This window comes from Elusimicrobiota bacterium (assembly GCA_016180815.1).
GTDB lineage: Bacteria > Elusimicrobiota > Elusimicrobia > JACQPE01 > JACQPE01 > JACPAN01.
The window spans coordinates 14,418-40,743 of sequence record JACPAN010000009.1 but is presented as its reverse complement, the minus strand read 5'-3'; the positions used below and the strand labels follow the sequence as shown (position 1 = coordinate 40,743).

General features: G+C 56.6%; 2 protein-coding genes. Both read left to right on the top strand.

The features are described from left to right. The first annotated feature begins 47 nt into the window (after window positions 1-47). Window positions 48-25,376: a hypothetical protein gene (locus tag HYT79_04665; GenBank protein ID MBI2069876.1), complete on the top strand. Its 25,329-nt coding sequence runs from the start codon at window positions 48-50 to the stop codon at window positions 25,374-25,376. Beyond that, complete coding sequence (locus HYT79_04660) at window positions 25,294-26,289, top strand: hypothetical protein (GenBank protein ID MBI2069875.1); 996 nt, start codon at window positions 25,294-25,296, stop codon at window positions 26,287-26,289. Before HYT79_04665 ends, HYT79_04660 begins: the two co-directional genes overlap by 83 nt. Window positions 26,290-26,326 lie beyond the last annotated feature (37 nt).

Sequence of the window (26,326 nt, the reverse complement as noted above, 5' to 3'; positions counted from 1 at the left end):
GCGCTGAATTCGCATTCCCGTCATTGCGAGCGAAGCGAAGCAATCTCATGAAAAGACGAAAATGGAGACGGTGGTTTCTCTCGCTATTTCTGTTCGTAATAACTAAACAACTAAGCTACGTCCCCGATGCTTATGCCGGGTGCGGCGTTACCGGCGGCGCCACGCCGTTTGTCCAATTCACCACCGGGCTATGGACCTCGACCGTCACGATCAGCGTGGACATCACGGGGAACACGGAAGACGCCTGTTTCTACGCCATCCAGTCCACTTACACGCTCGATGGAATCGACGCCACAAAATACGTGCAAACCGACGGAACGCTCGGTGACGGCCTTGCGTACCTTCAAGATACCGGCGGCTTTGAATTCGAAAAACTTACCACCGGACTGATTCCGGGAACGACCTACTATTTGACAGCGGCTTCAGCCGATGATGGCGCGGGGGCGGATACCACGGTTTTCGGCGGCACGCCCCCTTTCAAAATGATCACCAAGCCGGGCATGGCCTTGGGCGTCGGGACAACGACGGGGACTTGGCAATCGGACAGCCGGTTTTATTTCAAGCCCTATTTCTTCGGCGACACGATTGCGGATAACTATCAATACAAATGGGATCAAAATTCGGCGGCCTGGGACGGGACCTCGCCTGACGCCACCGTCACTTCATCCGCCAACTCAACGCGCACGGCCACGGCCACCGGGGACTGGTATTTCCACGTCCGCTTCCGGGACGCATCGAGCAATATCCTGTCCCGGCAAGACCTTGGGCCGTTTAAGTTCGACAATATCCCCCCCGCCATCGCCAACGTGGATTGCCGTCAAAAAGATGAAGCGACCTGGGTCGACGCGACGGGAGATACCTGTTCCGCCATTAATATCTCCACTCCGGCTGTGCGCGCCGATGTCCAGGACAGCCTTTCCGGGATCGTGATCGGCCAGCAAAAATTGGGCATCGCTTCAGGGACCGTGCTTTATTTGGACTTCGAGGAATGGCCGCCCAAAGATAAATCCGGATACAATCATACCGTGTCCACCGGCGGCGTCGACGGCCTGGCTCAAACCGGCAGCGGGCGCTTCGGCTCGGCCATGGATAAAACGTCGGACGATCAATTCGTCAAAGTCGATACCATGACCGCCCTCGTCGGCACCGCGGAAATTACCATAGAACTCTGGTTCAACAAAATTCCTTATGACGGCGATAGCATGGGCCTGCTCTCTTTCACTAATCAGCCTGCCTCCGGTTTTTGCGACGCCTCAGGCGGAGGCGACGGGGGTTTAAAGCTGGCGTTGGACTCGGCGGCGCCGGGCATAATTTTGATATCAAATGGAGGCGGCGGAATTCCGGCAACAAAACAGGATCAATTCGACTCCAACAAAGCCGAGTGGCACTATCTGGCCGCCACCTGGAACAACGCGGCCACGGAAAATGTTCTTTATCTTGACGGCAAGGAATTAGGCCGGCAAAGCGGAGTTGCGGCCCCGACTTTCAACAGAAATCTTGACATCGGCTGCGACGCCGTAGCCGTCGGCGGCAGAAATTTCCAGGGAAAAATCGATGAACTCCGTATTTCAAAACGCGCGCTCTCCCCCGAAGAAATCGCGACTAATTATTTTTCCGGCGCCAGGAAATTCACGCGTGACGGGGGCGCGAACTGGGTCATCGATCCCTCGACTCACCTGGCCACAGGCGCGGTCGAGATCGCAGGCACGACCGGAGACACGATTGTCAGAAAAGCCACGGGAACGGCTAATTTCTGGAACGCTCATACCACGAACAATCAAATGGTGTATTTGATCCGCGATCAAGCCGGCAATGTGTCCACCGGTCCGGTCACCACCATGGAAATTCCCTACACCGCGCCCTCGTTCACAAATGAAAAGTGTCAAACTTCAGACGGCGCCGCCTACATCACCTGCGGGGACCCGACAGCGACCGCCAACGATATCACAACCAACTTGCGCATTACGGTTCAGGCCAATGCCCCGGCGCCCTTGCGCATTTCAACGGCCCCTGTTTCCATCTCTTCGGACACCGTGCTTTACCTGGACTTTGAAGAATGGCCGCCTAGGGATAAATCAGGGTACGGAAATCATCCGACTCAAATCTACGGCAATGCCCAGCAAACCACCTCGGGCCGTATCGGCAAAGGATTGCTGCTTGACGGAACCGGGGATTATTTGGCCATGCCCGCAGGCGCTGGGTTTCCCACGGACAGCCAAACCGCGGCCACGGTCATGGCCTGGGTGAAATTTACTAATCCGGCTCAACAAAGGCTTTTTTCTCAATACGCCGGATCCACGGACGGGGGATTCGTGCTGGACGCATCGAGCGGTGTCGGCGGCCCCCAGTTTTTTGCCAGCGATCAAAATGCCGTCGGCTCCATCGGCATGCTGCTTAATGACAATAAATGGCATTTAATCGCGGGCGTGTATGATCCCAATGCCTCGGGCGCCCGGCGCAAACTCTATATCGACGGCGTGTTGAACAACAGCAATGACGTGGCCGCAAATTATGACCCGGTGGCCGCCGTTTATATCGGCTGCGGACAATCCGGCAGTTTATGCGTCAACGGCACCGCGGATGAAATCAAAGTCGTCAAGCGCGCCATGACCGAGGATGAAATCTGGTCCGACTACAACGGCACGCGCTTTCGCTTTTCAACGGACGGCGGAACCACTTGGATTTCCTCCAACACTTGGGCCGGCGTCCCGGCCATCGACTCCGCTCCGGTCAATTACCATATCCTTCGCAATTTCGCTCAATTACAAGAGGGCGCACGCCTATCCTGGGAAGCCGAGGTCATGATGTCCACGCAAACGCCGTTTTTTCAAGAACACGCGAGCAACAACAAAATCCGTTACTATGCCCAAGACGCGATCGGCAATATCGTGACAAAAGAGTTGACTGTAGCCATACCCGCCGCCAATCCCGCCATTTCCAACGACCGCATCACCAATTCATTCGGCACATCGCTATCCGGCATCGCGTCTAACTGGACGAATATCTTCAACCCTAATATCATCACGGATATTCAAGATACGGGCGCGGGTTTGGCCACGCATGATGTATCCAGCCGCACTGTTCTTTATCTGCCTTTTGACGAAGGATCGGGAACGACGACTCTTGATTTATCCTCCAATGGCGCCGTCGGCACTTTCTTCGACAGCCCCAGTTGGGTTCCCGGGGTTTTGGGCAACGGCTTGTATATTGACGGCTCGGATTACGTTGAAATGAGCACGATAGCGGCCGCCAACAGCTTAACTGCCATCACGGTTCAAGCATGGCTAAAAATAAACTCCGGCTCGTTGCGAACCATCTTGAGCAAACAAAGTCCCGGCGTTACACCGTACTTCACTTTTCTCCTGGGTGGAAGCGGCGGCATAACCGGCGCGCCTACTTTTTTATTAACCAACGGCTATGACAACGCCAAGACTCCCGTCAATGACGGGCGTTGGCATTTCCTCGTTGCCACCAATAACGGCTCAACCACAAAAATATATATCGACGGCGCGCTGGACACGACGATTGCTCATGCTCTCAACATCAACAGCACGGGCACCATCAAAATCGGCAGAGAGCCTCTCTTCGGGTGGGGCTCCCTGGTGGGCGCTGTCGATGAAGTGAAAATATTGAACTATGCGCGGCCCCAAGCCGAAATCCAGGCCGAATACCGCCGGGGTATCGCGCGCACGCACGAAGTGGCGATTTCAACGAATTCCGGTTCCAACTATTTCAACATCCAGCCCGCGTCCGTGGCGGTTTCCGGCGTGGACGGTTCCAACAGCCTGGAATTGCTGACGGCCAATATGGCGCCTGCAGTCTGCCCCGCGGGGTGGACGCGCGGGCCGGCAGGTTCCTCCTTCGCCCAGTCCTGCTATCGTTTAGGCAGCGTCAATGTCGACTGGACCCGGGCTCGCGACGCCTGCCGCAACATGGGAGCCGATCTGGTCTCCATCAATACCGCCGACGAATGGGAATTCATTCTCCATCGATTGCTCAGCAGCGGCTATCTAGCTCCCAATCACACGGCCATCGGCGCCAGCAATGGAGCCGCCTTCGGCATCGAGGGCACGCAGGGCAGCGATTATTGGGCGGACGGCAGCGGCGTGACCTATAACCGCTGGCAAGCTTGGCCAAGCGGCACGGAAAGCTGCGCTTATGTGGATACAGGCAACCCGGGCGCCGGCACTTGGCTTTTTTGGCGCCCCATCGGTTGCGCGACTGCTTTCAGCATGCGCGATTTGTGCGAAATGCCGGCTGTCACCTTCAAAGAAGGCTCAAGCAACCGGGTCCGAGTTTCCGCCTACGATCAAGGCGGCAATAAAACTGAAACGGCCTACACCGCCAACGTTGATTTCACGGCTCCCCTGCCGCCCACCTTCGCCATGAACGAACCCCTGGGTTGGCCGCAAATTTCAACGGTGCCGGCTAATTTGAGCTGCTTTTATCAAGTCGTCGCCGCCAGCGGAAACTTTTACCTGCTGGGCGGAATCATCAATTCCGACTGTTCGGCCGCCAATGCCCAAGCCGGCGTTTATCGCGCGCCCGTCAACGCGGACGGACAAATCGGGACCTGGGTCGCGGACACGTCCATGCCCGCGGTGCGCTATGCTCATGGGGCCTTCGCCCACAATGGACGTATTTACGTTTTAGGAGGCTTAAATGCCGGTGGCGTGCGCCAAAATACTCTCTGGCACGCACCCATCAACAGCAACGGTTCTTTAGGGGCTTGGGTGGATTCATCCGCCAATTATTTACCGAGCAACCGCTTCGGCGAAAACAACGCAGCGGTTGCCGCGCAAATGAACGGCTTTATTTATTACCGCACGGATTACACCTATAGCACCAGCACCTCGGTCTGGGTCGCTAAAATCAATAGCGACGGCAATTTAAGCTCCTGGAAACTCAATCCGTTTTCCATGCCCGAATTCACGGCAGGCGGAAACGACGCATGGCAGTTCATCGGATTCCGGGACACGCTTTATGGCATCAACGGCTCCAACTCCGGAGCGGACGATCTCTGGCACGCCAAAGTCACGGACGCGGAAGGAAGGCTCTCCACCTGGACTTGGCTGCAAAACACGGTCAACCCGCTGGCGGAAGGCTCAGGATACGCCCTGTTTAACAACCGCCTGTTTAAATCCGGCGGCAATAGCGCCGCCAATCAAACGACTGTTTCCTATACGGCCTTAAACAGCGACGGCAGTCCGGGCTCCTGGAGCAATTTCTCAGTCAGCTTGTCCACGGGCCGCTCCTCAAGCAAAGTGGTCCCTTACGGCAATAAGGTGTATGTTTTCGGCGGCAATCCTTACAGCGGTACTTATCAAACCTCGGTTTTAGCCGGCGAATTTTCCTTCCCCGGAGTTACCTCGACCGTTCATGGGCAACTCGACGTCTCTTTTTCAGCCGGGGCAGCCGACAAATCCGGGGGCTCCGGGCTTCATGCCACGCCTCATCGCGTGATCGTGACCAGCACTACTGATTGCAGCGGGACCCCGATTTATGATTCCGGATGGACCACGGGCAACGGGCCGTTTTCCGCGACCGGGCTTTCCACGGCGACCGCCTATTTCATCCAAGCCAAAAGCCGCGACGCGGCCCTAAACGAGCAAGCGAACGGCTGCTTCGGGCCGTTTTACACGGAAGATAAAACGCCTCCCCTGCCGCCGAGCTTTACATCCACCGGGGAACCCGTCGCTTGGTCGACGGCCGCGGCCCTGCCCAGACCCATTTATAGCCCCGGCGGGGTTGTTTACAACGGCCGCGTTTATGTCGTAGGCGGTTATGACAGCACGATACCCACCTACTTAAACACGATTTACATGGGCACGATCAATTCAACCGGCACCATCTCAAGCTGGAGCGAATTATCCGGCAATGCCTTGGCCACAGCGCGCAGCGCTCCCGGGGTTGTCGTCTATAACGGCCGGATGTATGTGGTCAGTGGATACGCCACGCCCACCGTTGTTTACGCCACGGTCAACCCTGACGGCACTTTGGGATCATGGAACTCAGCCCCGAGTCTGCCGACGACGCTCAACGAACCCAATGTGTTTGCGGCCAACGGTTATCTTTACGCCCTGGGCCCCGACGCCGGGTCGTTTTCCGCAAAAATCAACGCCGATGGAACTTTAGACTCCTGGAGAAAAATCCATCCGATGTATCAAGCGGACAGCAGTCAACGCGGCAGCGTTTATTTCAACGGTAAAGCTTATGCCGTGGGCCGGGGTTACCAAGGATGCTGCGCGGGCGGCGACGCTGTTTTCGCCCAAGCGTTGGGCGACGGCAGCATCGGTCCCTGGACACAAACCGGCAATGATCATCCACAGCCTGGATACACAGACGACATGGTCGTCTTAAACAACAGGCTTTATCGCATCGGCAATTACCAAGGTGGAACAATAGCCCGAACCCCATATTTCACATCCATTAATAAAGACGGATTAATGAGCGCTTGGACCGCGGGTTCCAATCTGCTGCCCTTGCCTAGAGACTACGCCTTGCTGCTGGCGGCCAATAACACCCTTTTATTCATCGGAGGACGCAACGGTGCTACGTCTCAAAGCACGGTTTATTCAGCCTCTGTTCCGGTTTCCGGCATCACCATCCCCCTGCCGCGTGATTTGAACATCTCCTTTAGCCCGGCCGTCGACAATATCGCGCTGCCCGCCAATCCGTATTTCGTCGAAGTTTCGTCAAAGCCCGACTGTTCCTGGACTTATCGCAGTTCCGGCTGGATGGCCTCGACATCCCTGGGCTATTCAGACTCCATCGAAGGCGGAACATCCTATTACACCCGGGTTAAGGCCCGGGACGCTCAACTCAATGAATCCGATTGGAACGGCTGTTTCGGACCCTACTTCGTGCCGATCGCGGTTTACGCCGAGGTGACGGACATGGCTCAAACGGCCGTCCAGCAAGACGCCACGACCACGACGCTAAAAGTGCGCCTCTGGACCGAGCTCAATCAAACCGCGTATTTTTCAGGCTTGAACGTTTTGAAATTAGGCGATTTGCCGGACGCGGACATCCAGGAAGTTTCGATCTGGTACGACAACGACGGCAACGGGCAATGGTCCTCGGCCTCGGACATCAGGATCGGGGACTTGGCATCGTTCAGCCAAGGCTCCTCGACCGTCACCATCGCGGGCGGCCAGCCGCAGGCCAATTTAAGCGTCTCAACCAAAACTTATTTCGTCACGGTCCGGCCCAAAGTTTCGGCCCTGCCCTTCACCACCGTCGGGCTTCGCGTTGCGGATGTCAATGCCTTGGCCTTTACGGCGCCGGCCAGAGCACGGGCGTTCGGCACGTCGTTCCCTCTGGATTCCGGCCAGGCCTCGGTCGCGGACGGGCCCAGCAGCGTCAGCGTCACGTCCACAAGCACGCTCGCGCCCTTTGAAGCCTTTTCCGGGCAAACCGGATTGGCCATGCTTAAATTCCGGGTCTCCGTGGATTCGGGCACCGCGGAAATTTCTTCGGTCACGGTCAGGAGGCTGGGCACCGGGGTCGACGGCGACGTGTCCGCGGTGCGCGTGTATCGCGACAACGGCAACGGGGCGTTCAACTTGAGCGAAGACACGGTTTTAGGAGGAGCGCAGAGCTTCTCCTCGGATTGGACGACGTATACGGTCACGTCCATCGATCAGGGCACGCGCACGGTGCGCCAGGGACAGAACGTGGACTTTTTCATCGCCCTGGACATCTCGGGTTCCGCGGCCAACGACAATACCGTCGGCGTTGAAATCTCAAGCACGATTTATCTGCGCTGGAAGGGAGCGTACGACGCCACCGCGGCTTCGGCCACCATCCCTGCGGCCTCCGCGCTGACGACCATCAAAGTCGCGATCCCGGATGTGACCGGACAGCGCTCCACCGCCACCTGGTACGGCGATCCCAATTTCATTTTCAACGCCAATTTCGGCGCTCAGGGCATCGACCACATCCATTATCTCTGGGATCAAAGTCCGACCCATGCCTGGGGCGGGGACCCGCATACGGAAGGCATCTTGTGGAATGCCGGAAAAGCCACGATGACGGCCACGGCAACGGGATCGTGGTATTTGCACGTGGTCGGCTATAAAGCGCCAGAATCGGTGGGCGCGATCAGGGATTACGGCCCTTATGACTTTGACGGCGCACGCCCGGCGTTATCCTCCATCCAATGCCGCAAAAAAGACGAAACAACCTGGGTGGCGGCATCGGGCAATACCTGCGCAGGCATTGATATTTCAACGCCCACCATTCGTATGAATGTCCAGGACGCGAATTCCGGTTTGGCCATCGGGCAACAGGCTTTGGGTGTTTCCTCCGGCACCGTGCTTTATCTGGACTTCGAAGAATGGCCGCCGGTGGATAAATCCGGGTATGCCAATGTCATCAGCACCATAGGACCAAATGGATTGGCGCAAACCGCCAACGGGCGCTTCGGCAATGCCATGGAATCATCAGCTGACGGGCAATACGTGCGGGTCAGCACGATCAGCGTTCTCGTCAACGCCACCAAAATCACTTCTGAGCTTTGGTTCTATCAAACCGTGGCCGACGCCGCGCTCCAATGGATGGTCATGGATGAAGCAACCAATTTCCGCATGGCCGTGGATGACAACGGCGTCGGGGGATTGAGATTGGACGGCAATGGCGGCACGATGGGGTTCGCGACAGGGCGGGATCAGTACAAAAACAATTTACCAGCCTGGCATTATTTCGTGGTAACAGCCGATAATGACGCCGACTTGTTCATTATTTATCTTGACGGCAAAGAAACAGCGCGCGTCACATCCACGCAATTGGCCACTTTGCCTGGCAATATCGTCATTGGAAGCTCTAACGGCGGCGGCAACACGTTCCGCGGCCGTATTGATGAGGTGCGCCTGTCAAATAGAATTCTTTCGCCGGAAGAAATAGCTGCCAATTATTTCTCCGGCGCCCGTAAATTCACGCGCGACGGCGGCGCGACCTGGGTTATCGATCCTTCCACGCACACGCCGGTCGGCGCGGTGCAGGTTGCCGGAACCAACGGCACAACGGCAGTCCAGACCGCGACCGGAACCGTCAATTTCTGGAACGCGCACGCAACGAGCAATCAAATGGTTTATTTAATCCGCGACCGCCAGGGTAATGTGTCCACGGCTCCCGCGACCACCGTTGATATCCCCTATGCCGCGCCCACGTTCTCCTCGGTTCAATGCCAGGCGCACGACGGGGACGCCTTTGCCGGCTGCGGCGATCCGACGGTGACGAGCAACGATATCACGCCCAATATTCGATTGACCGCGCAAAGCGCGGGCCCGGCGGCCTTAAGAATTTCCTCGGCCGCTGTTTCTGTTTCCTCGGACACCGCGCTTTATCTGGACTTCGAAGAATGGCCGCCCAGGGATAAGTCCGGTCACGGCAATCACCCCACGCAAATTCTGGGCAACGCCCAGCAAACCGGAAGCGGGCATACGGGCAGCGGTTTGGCTTTGGACGGAACCGGGGATTACCTGATTATCCCCGCCAACCCAAGCTTCAACCCTTCGGCTTTCACCGCATCATTCTGGTTTAAGGGACCTGCTGCGGCGGAATATAAATATTCGTTCGCTCAATTTAACGGCGGCGGGGACGGCTTCGTCTTATATACAGCCATCGGTGCTAATTCTCCTCCTGCCTTTTGGCAAAACAATGTCGCCATCAACGCCACAAGCCGAGTGGATGATAACAACTGGCACATGATTACAGGCGTCTATGATCCTAACGCCACAGGGGCCAGGGATAGGCTTTATGTGGACGGCGTTTTACAAAGCATGGGCAACACGGCGCTTCAGCTTGAGCCCGCCAGCGCTATTTACATCGGCTGCCCTTTTGGCGGCGGCAGCAACTGCACCAACGGCACTTTAGATGAAATCAAATTCATAAAGCGCGCCTTAAGCGATGATGAAATTTGGATGGAGTTCAATGGCTCCCGATTCAAATATTCTTTAGACGGCGGAACAAATTACATCAGCTCCAACACCTGGTCCTCTTTGCCTTCGATTTCCACCATCCCCCCCAACTACCATCTTTTGGGCGTCACCGGGGGAGCCAAGACATCTTGGGCCGGAGAGGTTTTAACCTCATCCCAGACGCCTTTCCTTCAGGAGCACGCCACGAACAACCGTCTACGCATCATGAGCATGGACGCCATCGGCAATATCGCCATGAAAGATTTGACCGTCGCTATTGCAGCGGCCAATCCTGCCATCTCAAACGATCAAATTTCAAACGCCCAGGGCTCAACAATCACTCTGACCGGAAACTGGACCAATATTCTCAACCCAAATCTGATTTTTGACGTCCAAGACACGGGCTCGGGCTTATCAACCATCGGCAATCAACCATCATCAACCACTGTTCTTTATCTGCCCTTTGACGAAGGCTCAGGCACCACTGCCATGGATATATCCTCAAACGGCGCCGTGGGCACCATTACCGGCGCTGCCTGGACTGCAGGAATTTTTGGCAACGCCTTGACTTTCAACACCGGCGGCGATTACGTGGCCCTAACAACGATTACAGCGGCCAATAGCCTTGCCGCCATGACGGTTCAAGCCTGGGTCAACACAATTTCAACCGCGACTTATCGCGCCATCGCCGGAAAAATCAATAGCGGGGATCAAACCAAAGGGTGGATTTTTGGCGCCCACTCTAACATATCCAGCGCAGGCCAGCCCGGCGTCCTTTATGCCTTTAAAAACGGCTATGTCAATGCCAGGACCCCAATCAATGATGGACGCTGGCACCTGGTGACGTGGACCAATGACGGCTCTACGTCTAAATTTTATGTCGACGGCGCCTTGGATAGAAGCGTCGCCCAAAGCGCGCCTGTTAACAATAGCGAACCCATTAAAATAGGAACTTATTTTGAGACCCCGACCGGTTTTTGGGGCGGCAAAATTGACGAATTCAAAATTTTCAACTACGCCCGCAGCCAGGCGGAAATCGAGGCGGAGTACCGCCGGGGCGTCAACCGCACGCATGAAGTGGCAATTTCAACGGATTCCGGGGCCAATTATTTCCGCATTCAGCCAGGATCAATCGCAGTCACCGGCGCCGGGGGCTCAACCAGTCTCGAAACCCTGACTGCCCGAGTTCCTGCCACCGTCTGCCCCTCGGGTTGGACCAAGGGACCCAACGGGAGCGTGATTCAAAATAACTGTTACAAGAACATGGGCGCGGCGCCGTGGATTACGGCTCAGGAAACCTGCCGCCAGAACAACGGCGATCTTGTTTCCATGAACAGCTTCGAGGAATACTCCTTCGTCAAAAACCAGATCATCGGCGGGGCTGAAACGACCGCCTTTGCCGTCGGATTAAACGACCTCGACAACGAGGGCACTTTCGTCTGGTCCGACGGCACGCCGGTCACTTTCACCAAATGGGTCGGCGGCTATCCGGGCGGCGCCGACGATTGCGTCCATCAAAGCGACGGGGGCACGGGCAATTACGGCTGGCGGGATAACGGCGGCTGCGCTTCATCGTACACCTATATCTGCGAGCGGCCGGCGGTCAACTTGGGCGAAGGCAGCGTCAACCGGGTTCGGGTTTCGGCCTATGACCAAGGCGGCAATAAAGGCGAAACAACATATACCGTCAATGTTGATGCGACGCCGCCTTTGCCCGGCACGCTCGCGCAAGGGACCCCGCTCGGCTGGCCCGTTGTTTCCACGGCGCCGGTTGCTGATTATTCGAACTCAGCCGTAATCCTCAATAATCGCCTTTACATGATCGGAGGCAATTCCAATAACAATGCGTACTATGCAGCCATCGCCAAAGACGGTTCTTTGGGCGCCTGGCAACAGGCCAGTGCTGCGCTGCCGACTTCCCCCAGCGCCATGAATTCCGTACACGGCGCGGCTGCTCACAACGGGCGCATCTATCTTGTCGGCGGAGCGCCCTGCGAAGGCTGCTCCCCGACCAATATGGTTATTTATGCGCAACCCGACGCTTCGGGCAATATCACTTCCTGGACCAACAATTCAGCCAATTACCTGCCCACGGCCAACGGACGCTATATTAGGGCCGCGGCTTTAAACGGATTTCTCTATGCCCTTGGCGGGGACGCGAGCTTTAACGAAACCAAAATCACAAGTCATGTGTATGTAGCCGCGATCAATGCCGACGGAACGCTTGGGTCTTGGCGGGCCACCATGCCTTTGCCCGAAAGACGAACGCTGCATAGCGTCAATGCCTACGGCAACAGAATCTATGTAATGGGCGGCTATGTCAACGGCGTCGGCTATCAAAGCGCCGTCTACTCAGCAACGCCCATTGACGCGGCCGGTAATTTGGGACCATGGCGCTCTGAAACCGCCCTGACAACAGCCAGGGGTTACCATATGTCCGCTGTTTTCAATAATAAACTCTATATTCTTGGAGGTTTCGCTGACACTAACGAGGTCCGTTACGCTGCGATCGCCGGCAATGGAACCCTGGGCGCGTGGACGGCGGATACGGCTTTATCCGTGGGCAGCGGTCTGGCCACGCTGCGCTACGGCGCCACGGCCGTGTACGGCAATAAAATGTACACAATCGGCGGGTGGAAGGACGCTCTGGCTGCGACGCCCAATGTTTACGCGGCGGACATCCCCATCAACGGAGTCGCCTCCAGCGCGCATCAACAATTAACCGTCACTGTCACAGCCCCCGCGGATTCCGGCGGTTCGGGACTCCATGCGACTCCAACTAAAATTGAAATCTCCACTTCACCGGATTGCTCCGGCACGCCGACCGCTGATTCCGGCTGGACATCGGCAACCTCCCTCACGGGCACGACGCTGTCCACCTCCACCGCTTATTTCGTGCGCATCAATGCCAGGGATGCGGCGTCGAACGAATCTCTTTTTGAGATTGCTTCGGGCGTTTCTCGCCCTCGCAATGACGATGGGAGGGCGGCCAATTGCTACGGGCCGTTTTACCCGCAGGATCATTCATCGCCGCTGGCGCCTTCGTTTTCAGAAGTTCTGCCGACAACGTTCACGACAACGTCGGCCCTGCCCGGGCCGCGCTACAGCGGCGCCACGGATTCTTACAACGGCAGGATTTACTTCACGGCCGGGGCCGATGACGGCAGCATCAACAGCAATACCGTCTATTACAGCAATCCTGTTACAGCCGCCGATGGCACCATTAGCGGATGGAACACAGGCTCATTCACCTTAAATACGGCAAGAAATACCCATTCGGCGACAATTTACAAAGGTCGAATCTATATTGCCGGCGGGGGAGCCGCCGTTACTTCTGTTGAATATGCGCCGATCGGCGCCAATGGCGACATCTCCTCGGCCTTTGCTCAGACAACTCCCCTTCCCCAGGGTAGGTCTTACCATGGAAGTTTCGCCATCAACAACCGGCTTTATATTGTGGGCGGCACAACAGCGCCCTGGAGCGCCAGCTTCGAATGTTCGGCGGCGCCGCCGTTGGCCGGCGTTATTTCAGCGCCGATTAATACGGACGGCTCTTTGGGCTCGTGGAGAAACGAGACAAGTCTGCCTGCCGGACGATCATCTTTTGGTTTGGCTCTGGTCAACAACAATGCGATTGTCATGGGCGGCAATACGACAGGGACTTGTGCCGGAGACGAAACAAATATGGTGTTTTATGCCCCTCTTTTCGCGGATGGAACAATCGGAACATGGAAACAATCACCCAATAATCTACCGGCCAATGCCAATGGAAAAGCCGTGGCCACGAACAATAAGATTTATTTCATGGGAGATTATTCTCCCGCCATGATGTACAGCGCCGCCGTGGGAGCGAACGGAGAGCCGGGCGCCTGGTCAAATGTGGTCAGCCAGCCGGCTTTCTGCCGTAAATTCGCCACAACCGCCTTGGGCGGTAAAGTCTATATTATGGGCGGCTATGATTGCGGGGCGGTCAGTGTTGGCCCGGGTGTTATTCGGGCAACAACTACGATCAGCGGCGTCACATCGCCTCAACCCAGGGATTTGACCGTTGCTTTGGCGGCCGGCACCTCCGATTATATAGGCCTTGTCGCCGGAGCCAATCAGGTTTCGGTTTCAACCAACGCTCATTGCGAACCGGAATACGTCAACTCCGGCGGATTCAGCGGGCTCTCCACCACCTTCTCCGATCGTCTAGCCGGCAACACCAGCTACTACATAACCGCGCTGGGTTCCGATGCCGTGGGCCTGAAAAGCCCCAAGCCGGGCGCTTGCGTGGGCCCTTATTTCATTTTACCGGCGGTTTACGCCACTATCGAAGACATTGCGCCGGGTTCCACGAATCAAGGCTCGCGTATCGGCCAGCTTCGCATACGGCTCTGGACGGAACAGGGCACGACCACTTATTTTTCCGGCTTAAACGTCAAACGCCTGGGCACTTTACCGGACGCGGATGTCCAGGACCTCGCCATTTATTACGACAATAATGGCAATGGAACCTTTGAAAGCGACGGCTCCGACACTCAAATCAGCAATCTGGCTCCCTATACCTTAGGCAGCGCCACGATTACGGTTTTAGGCGGACTGCCTCAGGCTGATCTCTCGGTCTCCACCAAAACCTATTTCGTGGCCGTGCGCTCCATCGCCAACAACCTGCCCAATACCACGATCGGCACAAGAATCGAGGCGCTGAGCGCTTTTTCATTCAACACGAATCATCGAGTCCGGGGCCCCTCATTCCCCGCCGACTCCGCCTTGACGACAATCACCGACGGGCCCAGCTTGGCCTCCATTATTTCAACTGTGAGCCTTGTGCCCGCTCAAATCACCGCCGGTCAGGCAAATGTCGGGATTTTGGGTTTCAGCGTCACCGTTGATTCGGGGACCGTTGAATTGTCCTCGGTTACGTTGGCCAGGACGGGAACGGGCGTTGACGGCGATATTACGGCCGTTCGTCTTTGGAGAGACGGCAATGCCGACGGCTTGTTCTCTTCGATCAACGATATTCAGCTTGGAAGCCCGGTAAGTTTCGTTTCCGGAGCCTCGACGTTCGCGGTCACGGCCGTGGATCAAGCTACGCGCACGGTGCGCTCCGGCTCCACGGTTTATTTCTTCGTCTCCTACGACATTTCCGGAGCCGCCACTCTGGGCAACACGGCCGGCGTTCAAATCTCCACCACCGCCAATTTCAAATTTGTGGGCGCGCAAGACACGATGTCGGCTTTGCCCGCGAATCTTTTTGCGATCCGATCCTCGACCGGCGTCATTACCATGATCCCGGATGTCGCTTATCAGCGCACAACCGGAACTTGGTACGGAGACCCTTACTTCATCTTCTATTCCACCTTCGGCGCGCCGCCCTTGATCGACCATGTCCACTATGTATGGGATCAAAACCTAACGCATTCCTGGACCCCGCATGAGGGCGTATCCTTCGGCGACGGGACTAATTTTCCCAACACCGTCGTCAAAACCACGGTAACGGCAACAGCCTCGGGCTCCTGGTATTTCCATACTCAAGCCTATCGCGCCGGCGATGATCCGGGCTCCACTCGAGACTACGGGCCGTTTAATTTCGATGCCGCGCCCCCTGTTTTAACCAATGTTGACTGCCGCCAAAAAGATGAAACAACATGGGTGACGGCCAGCGGCAGCCCGCTGACCTGCGCGGCAATCAATATCACAACCCCGACCGTCAGAATGAACGCGCAAGACACGCAGTCAGGCCTGGCCATCGGACAGCAGCCCTTGGGCATCACCTCAGGCACGGTGCTTTACTTAGACTTCGAAGAATGGCCTCCCAGGGATAAATCAGGATATCAACAAACGATCAGCACCTCGGGAACAACGGCCGGATTAACAAGCGGGCGTTTCGGAAATGGCGTTAATTTTACAGGAAATGGAGACAACGTTAGGGTTAGCACAATGCCGCAGCTCAGCGCCTCGCAAAACGCCATCACATGGGAAGCGTGGATCAAGCCCAACAGTTTCGGCGGCGGTAAGCACCTCGTAAGATGGGAAGGGTCCACATCTACGACCGAATGGAGGATCAGAGGTACCGGCACCTGCTTAACGGGCAATAATCCCGGCGCCCTACAAGCCCCGGATTCTCTCATCGGCGGACAGGATCATATCATCACCGGCCAGTGGCAATATGTGGCGTATACTTGCGGCAGCAATGGGGCTAAATCTTTCATCAACGGCAAAGAAACCGCCAATTTGGGCTCTTGCACCGCTGCCAACTATTCTAAAAACCTTTATATCGGGCTCGGCCCTTGTGCGTACGATGGCGCCATAGACGAACTACGCATCGTCAATCGCGAACTTTCCCCCGAAGAAATCGCGGCCAATTATTATTCCGGCGCCAAGAAATTAAGCCGGGACGGCGGCGCGACATGGATCATTGACCCTTCCACCCCCACTTCCGTCATTCCCGCGCAGGCGGGAATCCAGACCATTTCCATTTCTGGAACCAACGGCAGCACCTCCGTGGAGCTTGCCTCCGGCACCATCGCCTTCTGGAACGCCCATGCCACCAACAACCGCCTGCAATTCTTAATCCGCGACCAGCAGGGTAATGTAGCCGCATCAACGGTGACCGTGGATATTCCTTACACGGCCCCAACCATGAGCGTTCAATGCCAGGCCAAAGACGGCGATGCCTACTCCGGTTGCGGAGACCCAACCATGACCGTCAACGATATTACGCCCAATATTCAACTAACGGCTGCCGCTCAAGGCCCGGCCCCGCTGAGAATCTCCTCAGCCCCAGTTTCCATCTCCTCGGACACCGTGCTTTACCTGGACTTCGAAGAATGGCCGCCCAAAGATAAATCCGGCTATGGTAATCACCCCAGTCAAATCGTAGCTCCCGTCGCTCAAACGGCCGACGGTTTCAACGGTTCGGGCCTTTCGCTCACCGGCGGGAAGCTGATTATCCCCCATCATTCCAGCTTTGACGGAGCGCCATTCTCCTATATGCTTTGGCTTAAAACAAACGGCACGGGAACCTGGGCGGAGATTTTCGGTAATTACATGAGTGGAACCGAAGGATTTACCCTAACCTGGGGGTGGTCGGCGGGACCCGGCGTTCTCGAATTAAACGACCCGAACTTAGGATCAGTGTCGTCCGCAGGAAACCATATCAACGACAACCGATGGCACCACATTGCAGCGACTTATGATGGAACGATCAGAAAAATTTATATCGACGGCCAATTTATCAGTTCAGGGACGACGGCAGGCGGCGATTTCATCACAAACAACGGCATCCATATCGGAGAAATGCCGGGACTCGGCGGAGCGGCTTATACAGGTAATTTAGACGAAATTAAAATGGTCAAAAGAGCCCTTAGCGCGAATGAGGTTGCGCTTGAGTTCAACGGCGCAAGGTTCCAATATTCTCTAGACGGCGGGGCAAACTACATTTCCTCAAACACATGGAGCGCATTGCCTACTGTTTCCACGCAGCCGCCCAATTATCACCTGCTGGGAGCCGCCGGCCAAGCGCGGACAAGCTGGGCATCCGAAGTGCTGCTATCCTCCCAGACGCCGTTCTTCCAAGAGCATTCTTCAAACAACCGTTTACGCTTGATGGTAATGGACGCCATCGGCAATGTCACAACCAAGGATTTGACCGTGGATATCGCGGTAGCCAGCCCAACGGTTTCCAATGACCGTATCAGCAATGCCTCAGGCTCGACCATGACCGGCGTAGCCGCCAACTGGACCAATGTCTTCAATCCCAATTTTATTTTCAACGTTCAGGATACGGGCTCTGGTTTGGCCACTCATGATGTTTCTTCGCGCACCATCCTTTATCTGCCTTTTGATGAAGGTTCGGGAACCGCTGCTTTAGACCTTTCTTCCAGTGGGGTAACGGGAACCCTGACCGGCGGACCCACCTGGGTCACCGGCCGCTTCGGCAATGCTCTTGATTTCTCCGGCAGTAACTACGTCGCCTTTAGCACCATAACAGCCCTCAATAGCCTTTCGGCCATCACGGTTCAGGCCTGGATAAAAACAACAGTCACCGGCGTAACCAACGGCATTGTCAGCAAGTATCTCTACGCCAACGGTTTTATATTCAATGTCGGGGGCTTCGCCACCGGTGAGGACGGTAAGTTGGGATTCTGTAGCGCCGCCAGTTGCACCACCGGTTATCGGATTGGGAACACGCTTGTTAATGACGGTCGCTGGCATTTTGTGGTGGCCACCAACGATGGCGCCACCACAAAAATCTATATAGACGGGGCCTTGGATACATCAGCGTCCCACACTCCTGATTTAAAAAATACCCATCCCCTTAACATCGGCACCCAGGCCAGCGGCAACGGTTTTAAAGGCGCCATAGACGAAGTCAAAATATTGAACTACGCCCGCTCCCAGACGGAAATCGAGGCCGAATACCGCCGTGGCATCGCCCGCACCCATGAGGTGGCGATTTCAACGGATTCGGGCGCCAATTACTTCCGCATACAATCCGGTTCGGTAGCCACGACGGGACAAGACGGCTCCACGATCCTGGAGACCCTGACCGCTCAAACTGTTCCAGCCGTCTGCCACTCCGGCTGGGCCCGCGGCCCGGCAGCAAGCCCAATCAGCGATAGGTGCTACAAATACACCGGCTCCGGAAGTTGGCAAACTTTGCGCGACAACTGTCTTAGCCAAGGCGCTGATCTTGTGTCCATAAACAGTCAATTTGAAGACGACTTCATTCGATCGTTAAGTGGCTATGCGCAGTATATTGCCATTGGGTTAACGGACGGCGCCACATTGGGAGCCGACGGAACTGAAAACGCCGGCGGATGGCGTTGGGTGGATGGTTCAGCAGTAACCCACTCCAGATGGGGCCCGGCGGAGCCTGACGGCGGAACCGCTGAAAATTGCGCCCGTATCTTTAGCGATTCGTTCGGCTGGCAAAGTCTCTCGTGCACAGTGACTCCTTATAGCTCCATTTGTGAAATGTCGGCTCGTCCCTTTGTTGAAGGCTCCAATAACCGCGTCAAGGTCTCGGCTTTCGATCAAGCAGGCAACCGGCGAGATGCGGTTTACACCGCCAACGTGGATGCCACCGCGCCATTGCCCGGAACTTTGACTCAATCCGAGCCCACGAGCTGGGTCAAAATATCGACGATGCCGGGAACCATTGAACGCGGCTCCTCCATTATTTTGCCCACGGCTTCAGGGCCGAGGCTTTATGTCGTCGGCGGAAATTTTAACTCCGTGGCAACCGACAAAATCTATTCAGCGGCCGTCAACAAAGACGGCACTCTGGGCGCTTGGACTCAAAACCCCAACGTGCTGCCGGCCGCGCGCTGGTCCCATTCACTGGCTTATCAAAAAGGATTTCTTTACGTTGTCGGTGGATTCAATCCAGTATCGGATGCCGTCTACAGAGGCCCGTTAAACAGCGACGGAACTTTGGGGCCATTCACCGATTTAACGGCCAACAAGTTGCCCAAACCATTAGGGCTGCATGCCGTCGTAACCTTGAAAGACAATATTTATGTCATCGGCGGCGATGTGGGCGCAACCACGGGATCGTCTTCAACTTTCGTCACCACGGTTTTAGCCGACGGCTCGCTGACTCCATGGATTGAAACCCAACCGCTGCCCGTCAACAAACGCGTCGGCATAGCCGTCACCGCGGGCAACTATATTTACGTCATGGGCGGCCAGCAAGATTCAGCCTGCAATCTGAAGGTTTACCGGGCTAGTCCCATCGATGCCCAAGGCCGGCTTGGCCCGTGGGCTTCCTTGGCCGATCTTGCAGACCGGGCGTGCTATTCTTCTGAACCTGCGATCGTCGTCAACAACAAAATTTTTATAGTCGGCGACGGCTTGTCCGGCTCCCGAAGGGACGTTTATTATTCCACGGTCAGCGCGGACGGCTCGTTGAGCTCCTGGGTCGGCTTGGCTGATGCTCTGCCGGAACATCGCATTCAACACATGGTCAATGCCTGGAACAATAAAATCTATATCCTGGGCGGCAATAACGAAACCGTGGATACGGCCGACGTTTTGATGGCTGATTTGTCCTTCCCCGGCGTCGCCAGCCCAGCCCATGGGCAACTGGCGGTTTCACTGCTCGCCGATGCCGTTGATTCAGGCGGCTCTGGGCTTCATTCAGGCGGGCACAATAAAATAGAAATTTCCACGTCAGCAGATTGCTCCGGGACGCCGGCGGCGGATTCGGGGTGGACGGCGGCCACGAGTTTCACCGGTAATTCGCTGTCCACCAGCACGGCTTATTTTGTGCGGGTTAATTCCAGGGACACGGCCCTTAATGAGATTGCTTCGCCAACCGCGTTGGCTCGCAATGACGGACGATGGAACGGCTCATGCTACGGGCCGTTTTATCCACAAGATCATCTGCCGCCTTTGCCGCCGCAATTAACGGAAACCGCCTACGGCGGTTCTTGGACAGCGTTAACGACCCTACCCTCGGCCCGGGCGTCCTTCAATATGGCCGCGGTCAACGGCCGGCTTTATGCGGTCGGCGGGCATAACGGCGTCAGCGCTCAGCCCCAAGTTTTCTACAACACCATCAATCAAGACGGTACGCTCGGACTCTGGAGCACGGCCAGCGCTTCCCTGCCCCAGGCTATTTGCAGCGCGGCTATTGTCGCGGCGGCCAACAGAATTTATGTGTTGGGCGGCGCGACGTCTTGCAGCAACAGCAGCGATTCCGGCGGTCGCACGGATATTGTTCGTTTCGGCGGCATCAACTCCAACGGTGATATTGCTTCGTGGACGCAAACCACGTCGCTGCCCATGGCTCTCGCTCTTCACGAAGCCGTTTACGCCAAAGGGTACATTTACGTTCTCGGAGGGTACACCGGCGTCGGCGAAGCCGGCGTCTTCTACGCTCCCGTCAATGCAGACGGCACCCTGGGCGCATGGCGAAGGGCTTATCCGTTACCCCTGGCTCTTTACACATTCGGCGCTACGGTCTTCAACGACACAATTTATGTTTCCGGGGGCTGGACCGGAGTCAATGAAAATAAAACTTACTATGCCCGCGTCAGGCCTGACGGCTCGCTCTCACGCTGGCGAGAAGATACCGATTCGCCATTGGCGGTCGCCAACGCCCGCTCCCGCGCTTTGGTTTTGAACAACAAAATATTTTTCCTTGGCGGCGGTGTCGGCACATCCGTCCAGCAAGTTTCTTTCAAACATGACGGCACGCTTGACGTCTGGCAAAGCACGACCAGCCTGCCCTCCAACAAAGACACTTTCGGCTTAGCGGCCTGGAACAACAGAATCTATGCGGCCGGCGGCCAAAACACATCGCCCTCCGATGAAGTTCTATCGCTAACCATCCCCGTTACCGGAATCTCTTTCCCGCAAGCCAGGGAGCTCTCCGTGAGCTTCGCCGCGTCGTCCGACACCATGTCCTCACCGGCTGATGCTTTGGTCGAAGCGTCGACTAGCCCGGCTTGCGACGTGGCTTGGGCTTTAGGCGGCTCATCGGGTTGGACCTCGGCCACCGCGTTTAGCCTGACCTTGACGGGCAACAACACCTACTATGTCCGGCTGCGCGGGCGCGACTCTTTGGGCAATCTCTCCGATTGGAACGGCTGCTATGGCCCGCATTGGACGCCCGCGTCCGTGGATGTTCTCGTCACCTCGGAAAACGTCACCTCCATTAATCAGGATGCCTTGGTTTCGATTTTGAAATTCGACATGCAATCCGAACCCGGCACCACAACCTACTTTACCGGGTTCTGGATGGATAAACTGGGCACGTTGGCCGATGCCGACGTGGAGAGCGTGGCCATTTACGCGGAAAATTCAGGCGCGGGCTTCGATCCCGGTCAAGACACGCTCATCGGCCAGAATACCTTGCCGGGCTTCACCAATAGCGCCTCGACCATCACCATCGGCTCCAGCCATCAAGTTGAGGGCGGCAAGGCCGAGATCATCGCCACGTCCAAGACCTTCTATATCGTGGTCAAACCCAAAGCCACCGCCTTGCCCGGCGTAGGACAAACGATCGGCGTGCGCATTGCCGGGGCTAGTTTTAAATTCTCCACCTCGCATCGCACCAAAGGCAATATGGAGGGCTTCTCCTCCAAAACGCCTTATGTGGCGGACGGCCCCTCGGCCGTAACCGTAACCCCCGCCAGCCTGGCTCCGATTGAACTGATCCGGGACACGACGGCCAATGCCATGATCAAACTCACCCTGGCGCCGGATGCAGGCACGGCCGAATTAACCGAGATCGTTTTAACCGCCACGGGCACCATCGTGGACGCGGACATATCCGGCATTCGCGTCTGGCGGGACGCCAACGGCAACGGCCTTTTTGATCAAAACATCGACTTGCCGTTAGCCGGCAACGCCACGTTTAGCCTGGGCTCGGCCACCTACACGGTCACGCACCCCGTGCAATCCACGCGCACGGCCACGGTGGCCAACGCCATGATTCTCTTCGTCACCTATGATGTCGCGGCCAATGCCGGGGCCGGCAATACTGCGGGCATCGCCATCCCCGTTCAAACCCATGTCCGCTGGCTGGGCGGCTCGGATTCCACCGCAGCCGCAAATTTCCCCATCCAATCCAGCCTGGCTTTGATCCAGCAGCCGCATACCTTGACCGCTAAACTCTCCAACATGGCGCCGGGTTCCGCATTCCAAGGCGCGACCGTGGCCATGGCCAAACTTGAAATGTGGACGGACCAAGCCTCAGGCCGCTGGGACCGGCTGCAAGTGGACTTAAAAGCAGGCGAATTCAATACAGACGTCAAGCGCGCGCTCTTTTATCACGACGCAACTGGAGACGGTAATTTTCAGGCGGGCTCGGACACCTTCCTCGCCTCAGGCACGTTTTCCACCGGCGGCACCGCAATACTGACGTTCTCCACAGAAACGGTCACCACATCGACGCGCACCTATTTCATCGTTTATGACGTTGAAGGCACGGCCATCGCCAATAACACGCTGACCGCGCGCGTGGTTTCAAACTCTTCGTTGAGAATCTTAACCGCGCAAAGCACGCTGGTGGCCAACCCCGCCTTGCCCTTTGCCTCCTCATCCACGCAGATTTTGGAAACCTCGGACGGATTGTATTTCGCCGGGGACGTGATCCCGGACGTGGGCTCCGTGCAGCAAGGAACACAAAACTTCCCGTTGTACCGGTTAAGGGCGGTCATGGCCTCCAACGGCGGCTCTTGGACGGGCCTGCGCCTGGTCAAAATCGGCACCATGCCGGATGCGGATATCACCAATATCAAACTCTGGAGGGATAACGGCGATCTGTCGTTTAACAGCGGCTCGGACACGCTCGTCTCTCAAGGCGCCAACACGTTTTTCAACGGCACGGCCAATATGGGGTTGACGGCCCAAACGCTCGACACAACCACCCGCTATTACTTCGTGACCGTTGATATCGGCGCCAACGCTCTGGTAAGTTCCACGTTCTCGGCCGTGATCAATTCGACTGCGGATGTCACGTTGTCGGGTTCCGCGGATTTCGTCCTGAACAATTATTTCCCCATCAATCCCAACGGCTCGATTCAAACCACCGCCATCCAGCAATTCCCCAACACGGTTGTCGTGCAATTTACCTCCGCCACCATCACGCCCGCTTTCGCCTCGCTCGGCACGTCCAAAGTGCCTATGGAAAAATTACGGCTTTATTCGAATTTAAACAATGTCACCTGGAATCAATTAAGAATCGACTTCCAGGGCAATTCTTTCCAAGACATCAGCCGCGTCTATCTGCACGCGGACACCAATCTCTCCGGAGCATTCGAAGTAATTTCGGACTTGGTCATCGCTTCCGGAACATTCGCCGGGCCAAACCTGATTATGGCCGGGTTGAACCGCACCATCGTGCCCGGCACCGGGTCCTCAGGCGGAACCGTTTTCTTCGCGAGCGCGGATATTTCCACCGGAGCCGTGCCCGGCAACACGTTCCAATTCAGGTGGACGGCGGAAAACTACTTTACGGTCAGCGCGCCCAACAGCGTCTCCTCCTCGACGTTCGCCGGAGAATCGGGCATTGTGACGGTCCGGCCGCCTCCGCTCTTAGTTTCTCTGGCCGGAGAATCCATGGCGCCGGCGGCCGTGTTCCAAGGCGTGACCGAAGTGCCCATGATGAAAGTTAAATTCTGGACGGATCAGCCCTATAACGCGGCCATGGAGAGAATTCGCATCAATTTGACGGGCGGGGCGACCGACGGCGCGATCAGCAAAATAAAAATCTTCAAAGACAACGGGGATGGGGTGTTCGGACTTGGAGATACCTTGGTCAGCTCAGGCAATGATGTGTTCGGCGGGGGCACGGCCTTGATCAATCTCTCGCCCGCGCCCACGGCTTCGGTCTCAACCACTACGCTCTTGATTCTCTATGACATGGCAGGATCAGCGGCCGCAGGCGGAGCCATCAACGTGGGCGTGGGCATCAATGCGGTCAGCTATATCACGGTTGATAGCCCCAACACGGTCGTTGATTCCGGATTCCCCTTGAACTCAGCCCTGACCCGCGTGGATCCGACCATTGCGGCCTTAAACGTGACCGGGCAAGACGTGGCGCCGCCCTTCATCGTTCAAGGCTCCACCATGCGCGTGATGTCGAAACTGGCCTTAGCCACCACCCAATATGCCTTAAACCTGACCGGCGTCACGGTAACTAAGCTGGGTTCCATTAAAGATGAAGATATCACCAATATCCGCGTGCTCCATGACGTGGATAAAAACGGCATCTATTCCTCGACCGAACCCGTGCTGACCGCGGGCATCAAACAATTCGTGGACGGCAAATCCACGCTGTTTCTGGCCACGCCCGTGACCGTGGACACGTCGGGATCCCAAATTTTCATCGCGCTCGATATTTCCCGGACCGCGGTGATCGGCTCCACGGTGGGCGTGCGCGTGGCTCAAGTATCGGACATGATCGTTTCCGCGCCCAATTTAGTCGTCAATGCCGGGTTCCCGGCGGATTCGGCCTTGGCGCCCGTCACGGATTTCTCGGATCAAGTTACGCTGATGTTCGAAGACATTGCGGCCCTTGAAATCGGGCAAGGTTATTCAGGGCAAGGCGTCGTTAAAATAACGGCCCTGACCAATGAAGACGACGCGCGCCTGACTTCATTGCGTTTTGATAAAACCGGCACGCTGTCGGAGGCTCTCGTCCCGCGCCTAAGGCTATTGCGAGACGACGGCGACGGGGTTTACGGCGGGGTTTCGGCTGAAACCGCCATCGCCACCACGACATTCACCGGCGGCTTCGTCCAATTCTCAATAAGCGAGACCATTGCCGTGACTTCGAAAACCTATTTCGTGGCCGTGGATATCGATTCAGCCGCGACCGTTGACGCGACCGTGGGCCTAACCGCGGCCGACGGCTACGCCATCGCCTCAGGCACGGATGGACGAAGGAGCCTATACGCCCAATGTCACCAAGCTGAACGCGTCCTGGGTCTCCACCGTGGATTTGGGTTCGATCGCTGAATACGAATATTCCATCGGGTCATCCTCTGGCGCCGTGGATCTTAAAACCTGGACCGCGGTCGCCACGTCGACATTCACGGAAGTTTTAGGGCTCTCGCTTCAATCCGGTAACACCTACTACGTCAATGTCCGGGCCAAATCATCATGGGGCAATATTTCCAAGGTGGGCATCTCCGACGGCATCACGGTGGACTTCGTTAAACCCGTGTTCGCGGCTCCGCCCGCGGCCCAAGCGGAAAAAAACGATATCGTCATCTCTTGGAATAAACCGGCCATCGGCATCTCCGGCATTGTCCGCTATATCGTGGAGGAACGCCGTGCGGATAAGCCTCAATGGAAACACGCGGTTTATTACACCACCGCGGGCGCGGTCTCAGCCGCGGGCGCGGCGAGCGTCTACGCAGTGGCCGCCGCCAATCAGGAGCCCGCGCAATACAGCCCGCAAGCGGACTCAGTCCCGACCATCACGGCGGGGCAACTGCAAATCGTGCTGACCGGGCAACCGGCCGGCACTTATCATTACCGGGTCAAAGCTTTAAGCGGATCAGGCGTGATGTCCGATCCTTCGCAGGAAACGCGGGTCGTTCTGGGCCTCGCCACAAAAACCGAAGTCATCTCATCGGTGCAAGCCTACCCCAATCCCGTGGATATACGCAAACTCGCGGCCAATATCTATTACGACTTGAATCAGGATACGGACATCGAAATCCAAATTTACGATCTCTTCGGCATGCCGGTAAAAACGCTGAATTTCTCATCGGGCTCCGACGGCGCTCGCGCGGGCGGCAATACCGTCCGATGGGACGGCTCCAGGGAAGACGGCAAAAAAGTGTCGTTCGGCGTTTACTTGCTGCGGGTCAAAGCCAAGGCTTCGGGCACTAGCAAGGTCTATAAACTGGGGGTGGTTCACTGATGGCTAAAGTAATCCGCCTCTTAGAACTTCCCCGCTC

Bases quoted from the DNA above. Each gene is read 5' to 3' on its own strand.
- HYT79_04665 (MBI2069876.1), top strand. From the start codon at position 48: ATGAAAAGACGAAAATGGAGACGGTGGTTTCTCTCGCTATTTCTGTTC.
- HYT79_04660 (MBI2069875.1), top strand. From the start codon at position 25,294: ATGGACGAAGGAGCCTATACGCCCAATGTCACCAAGCTGAACGCGTCC.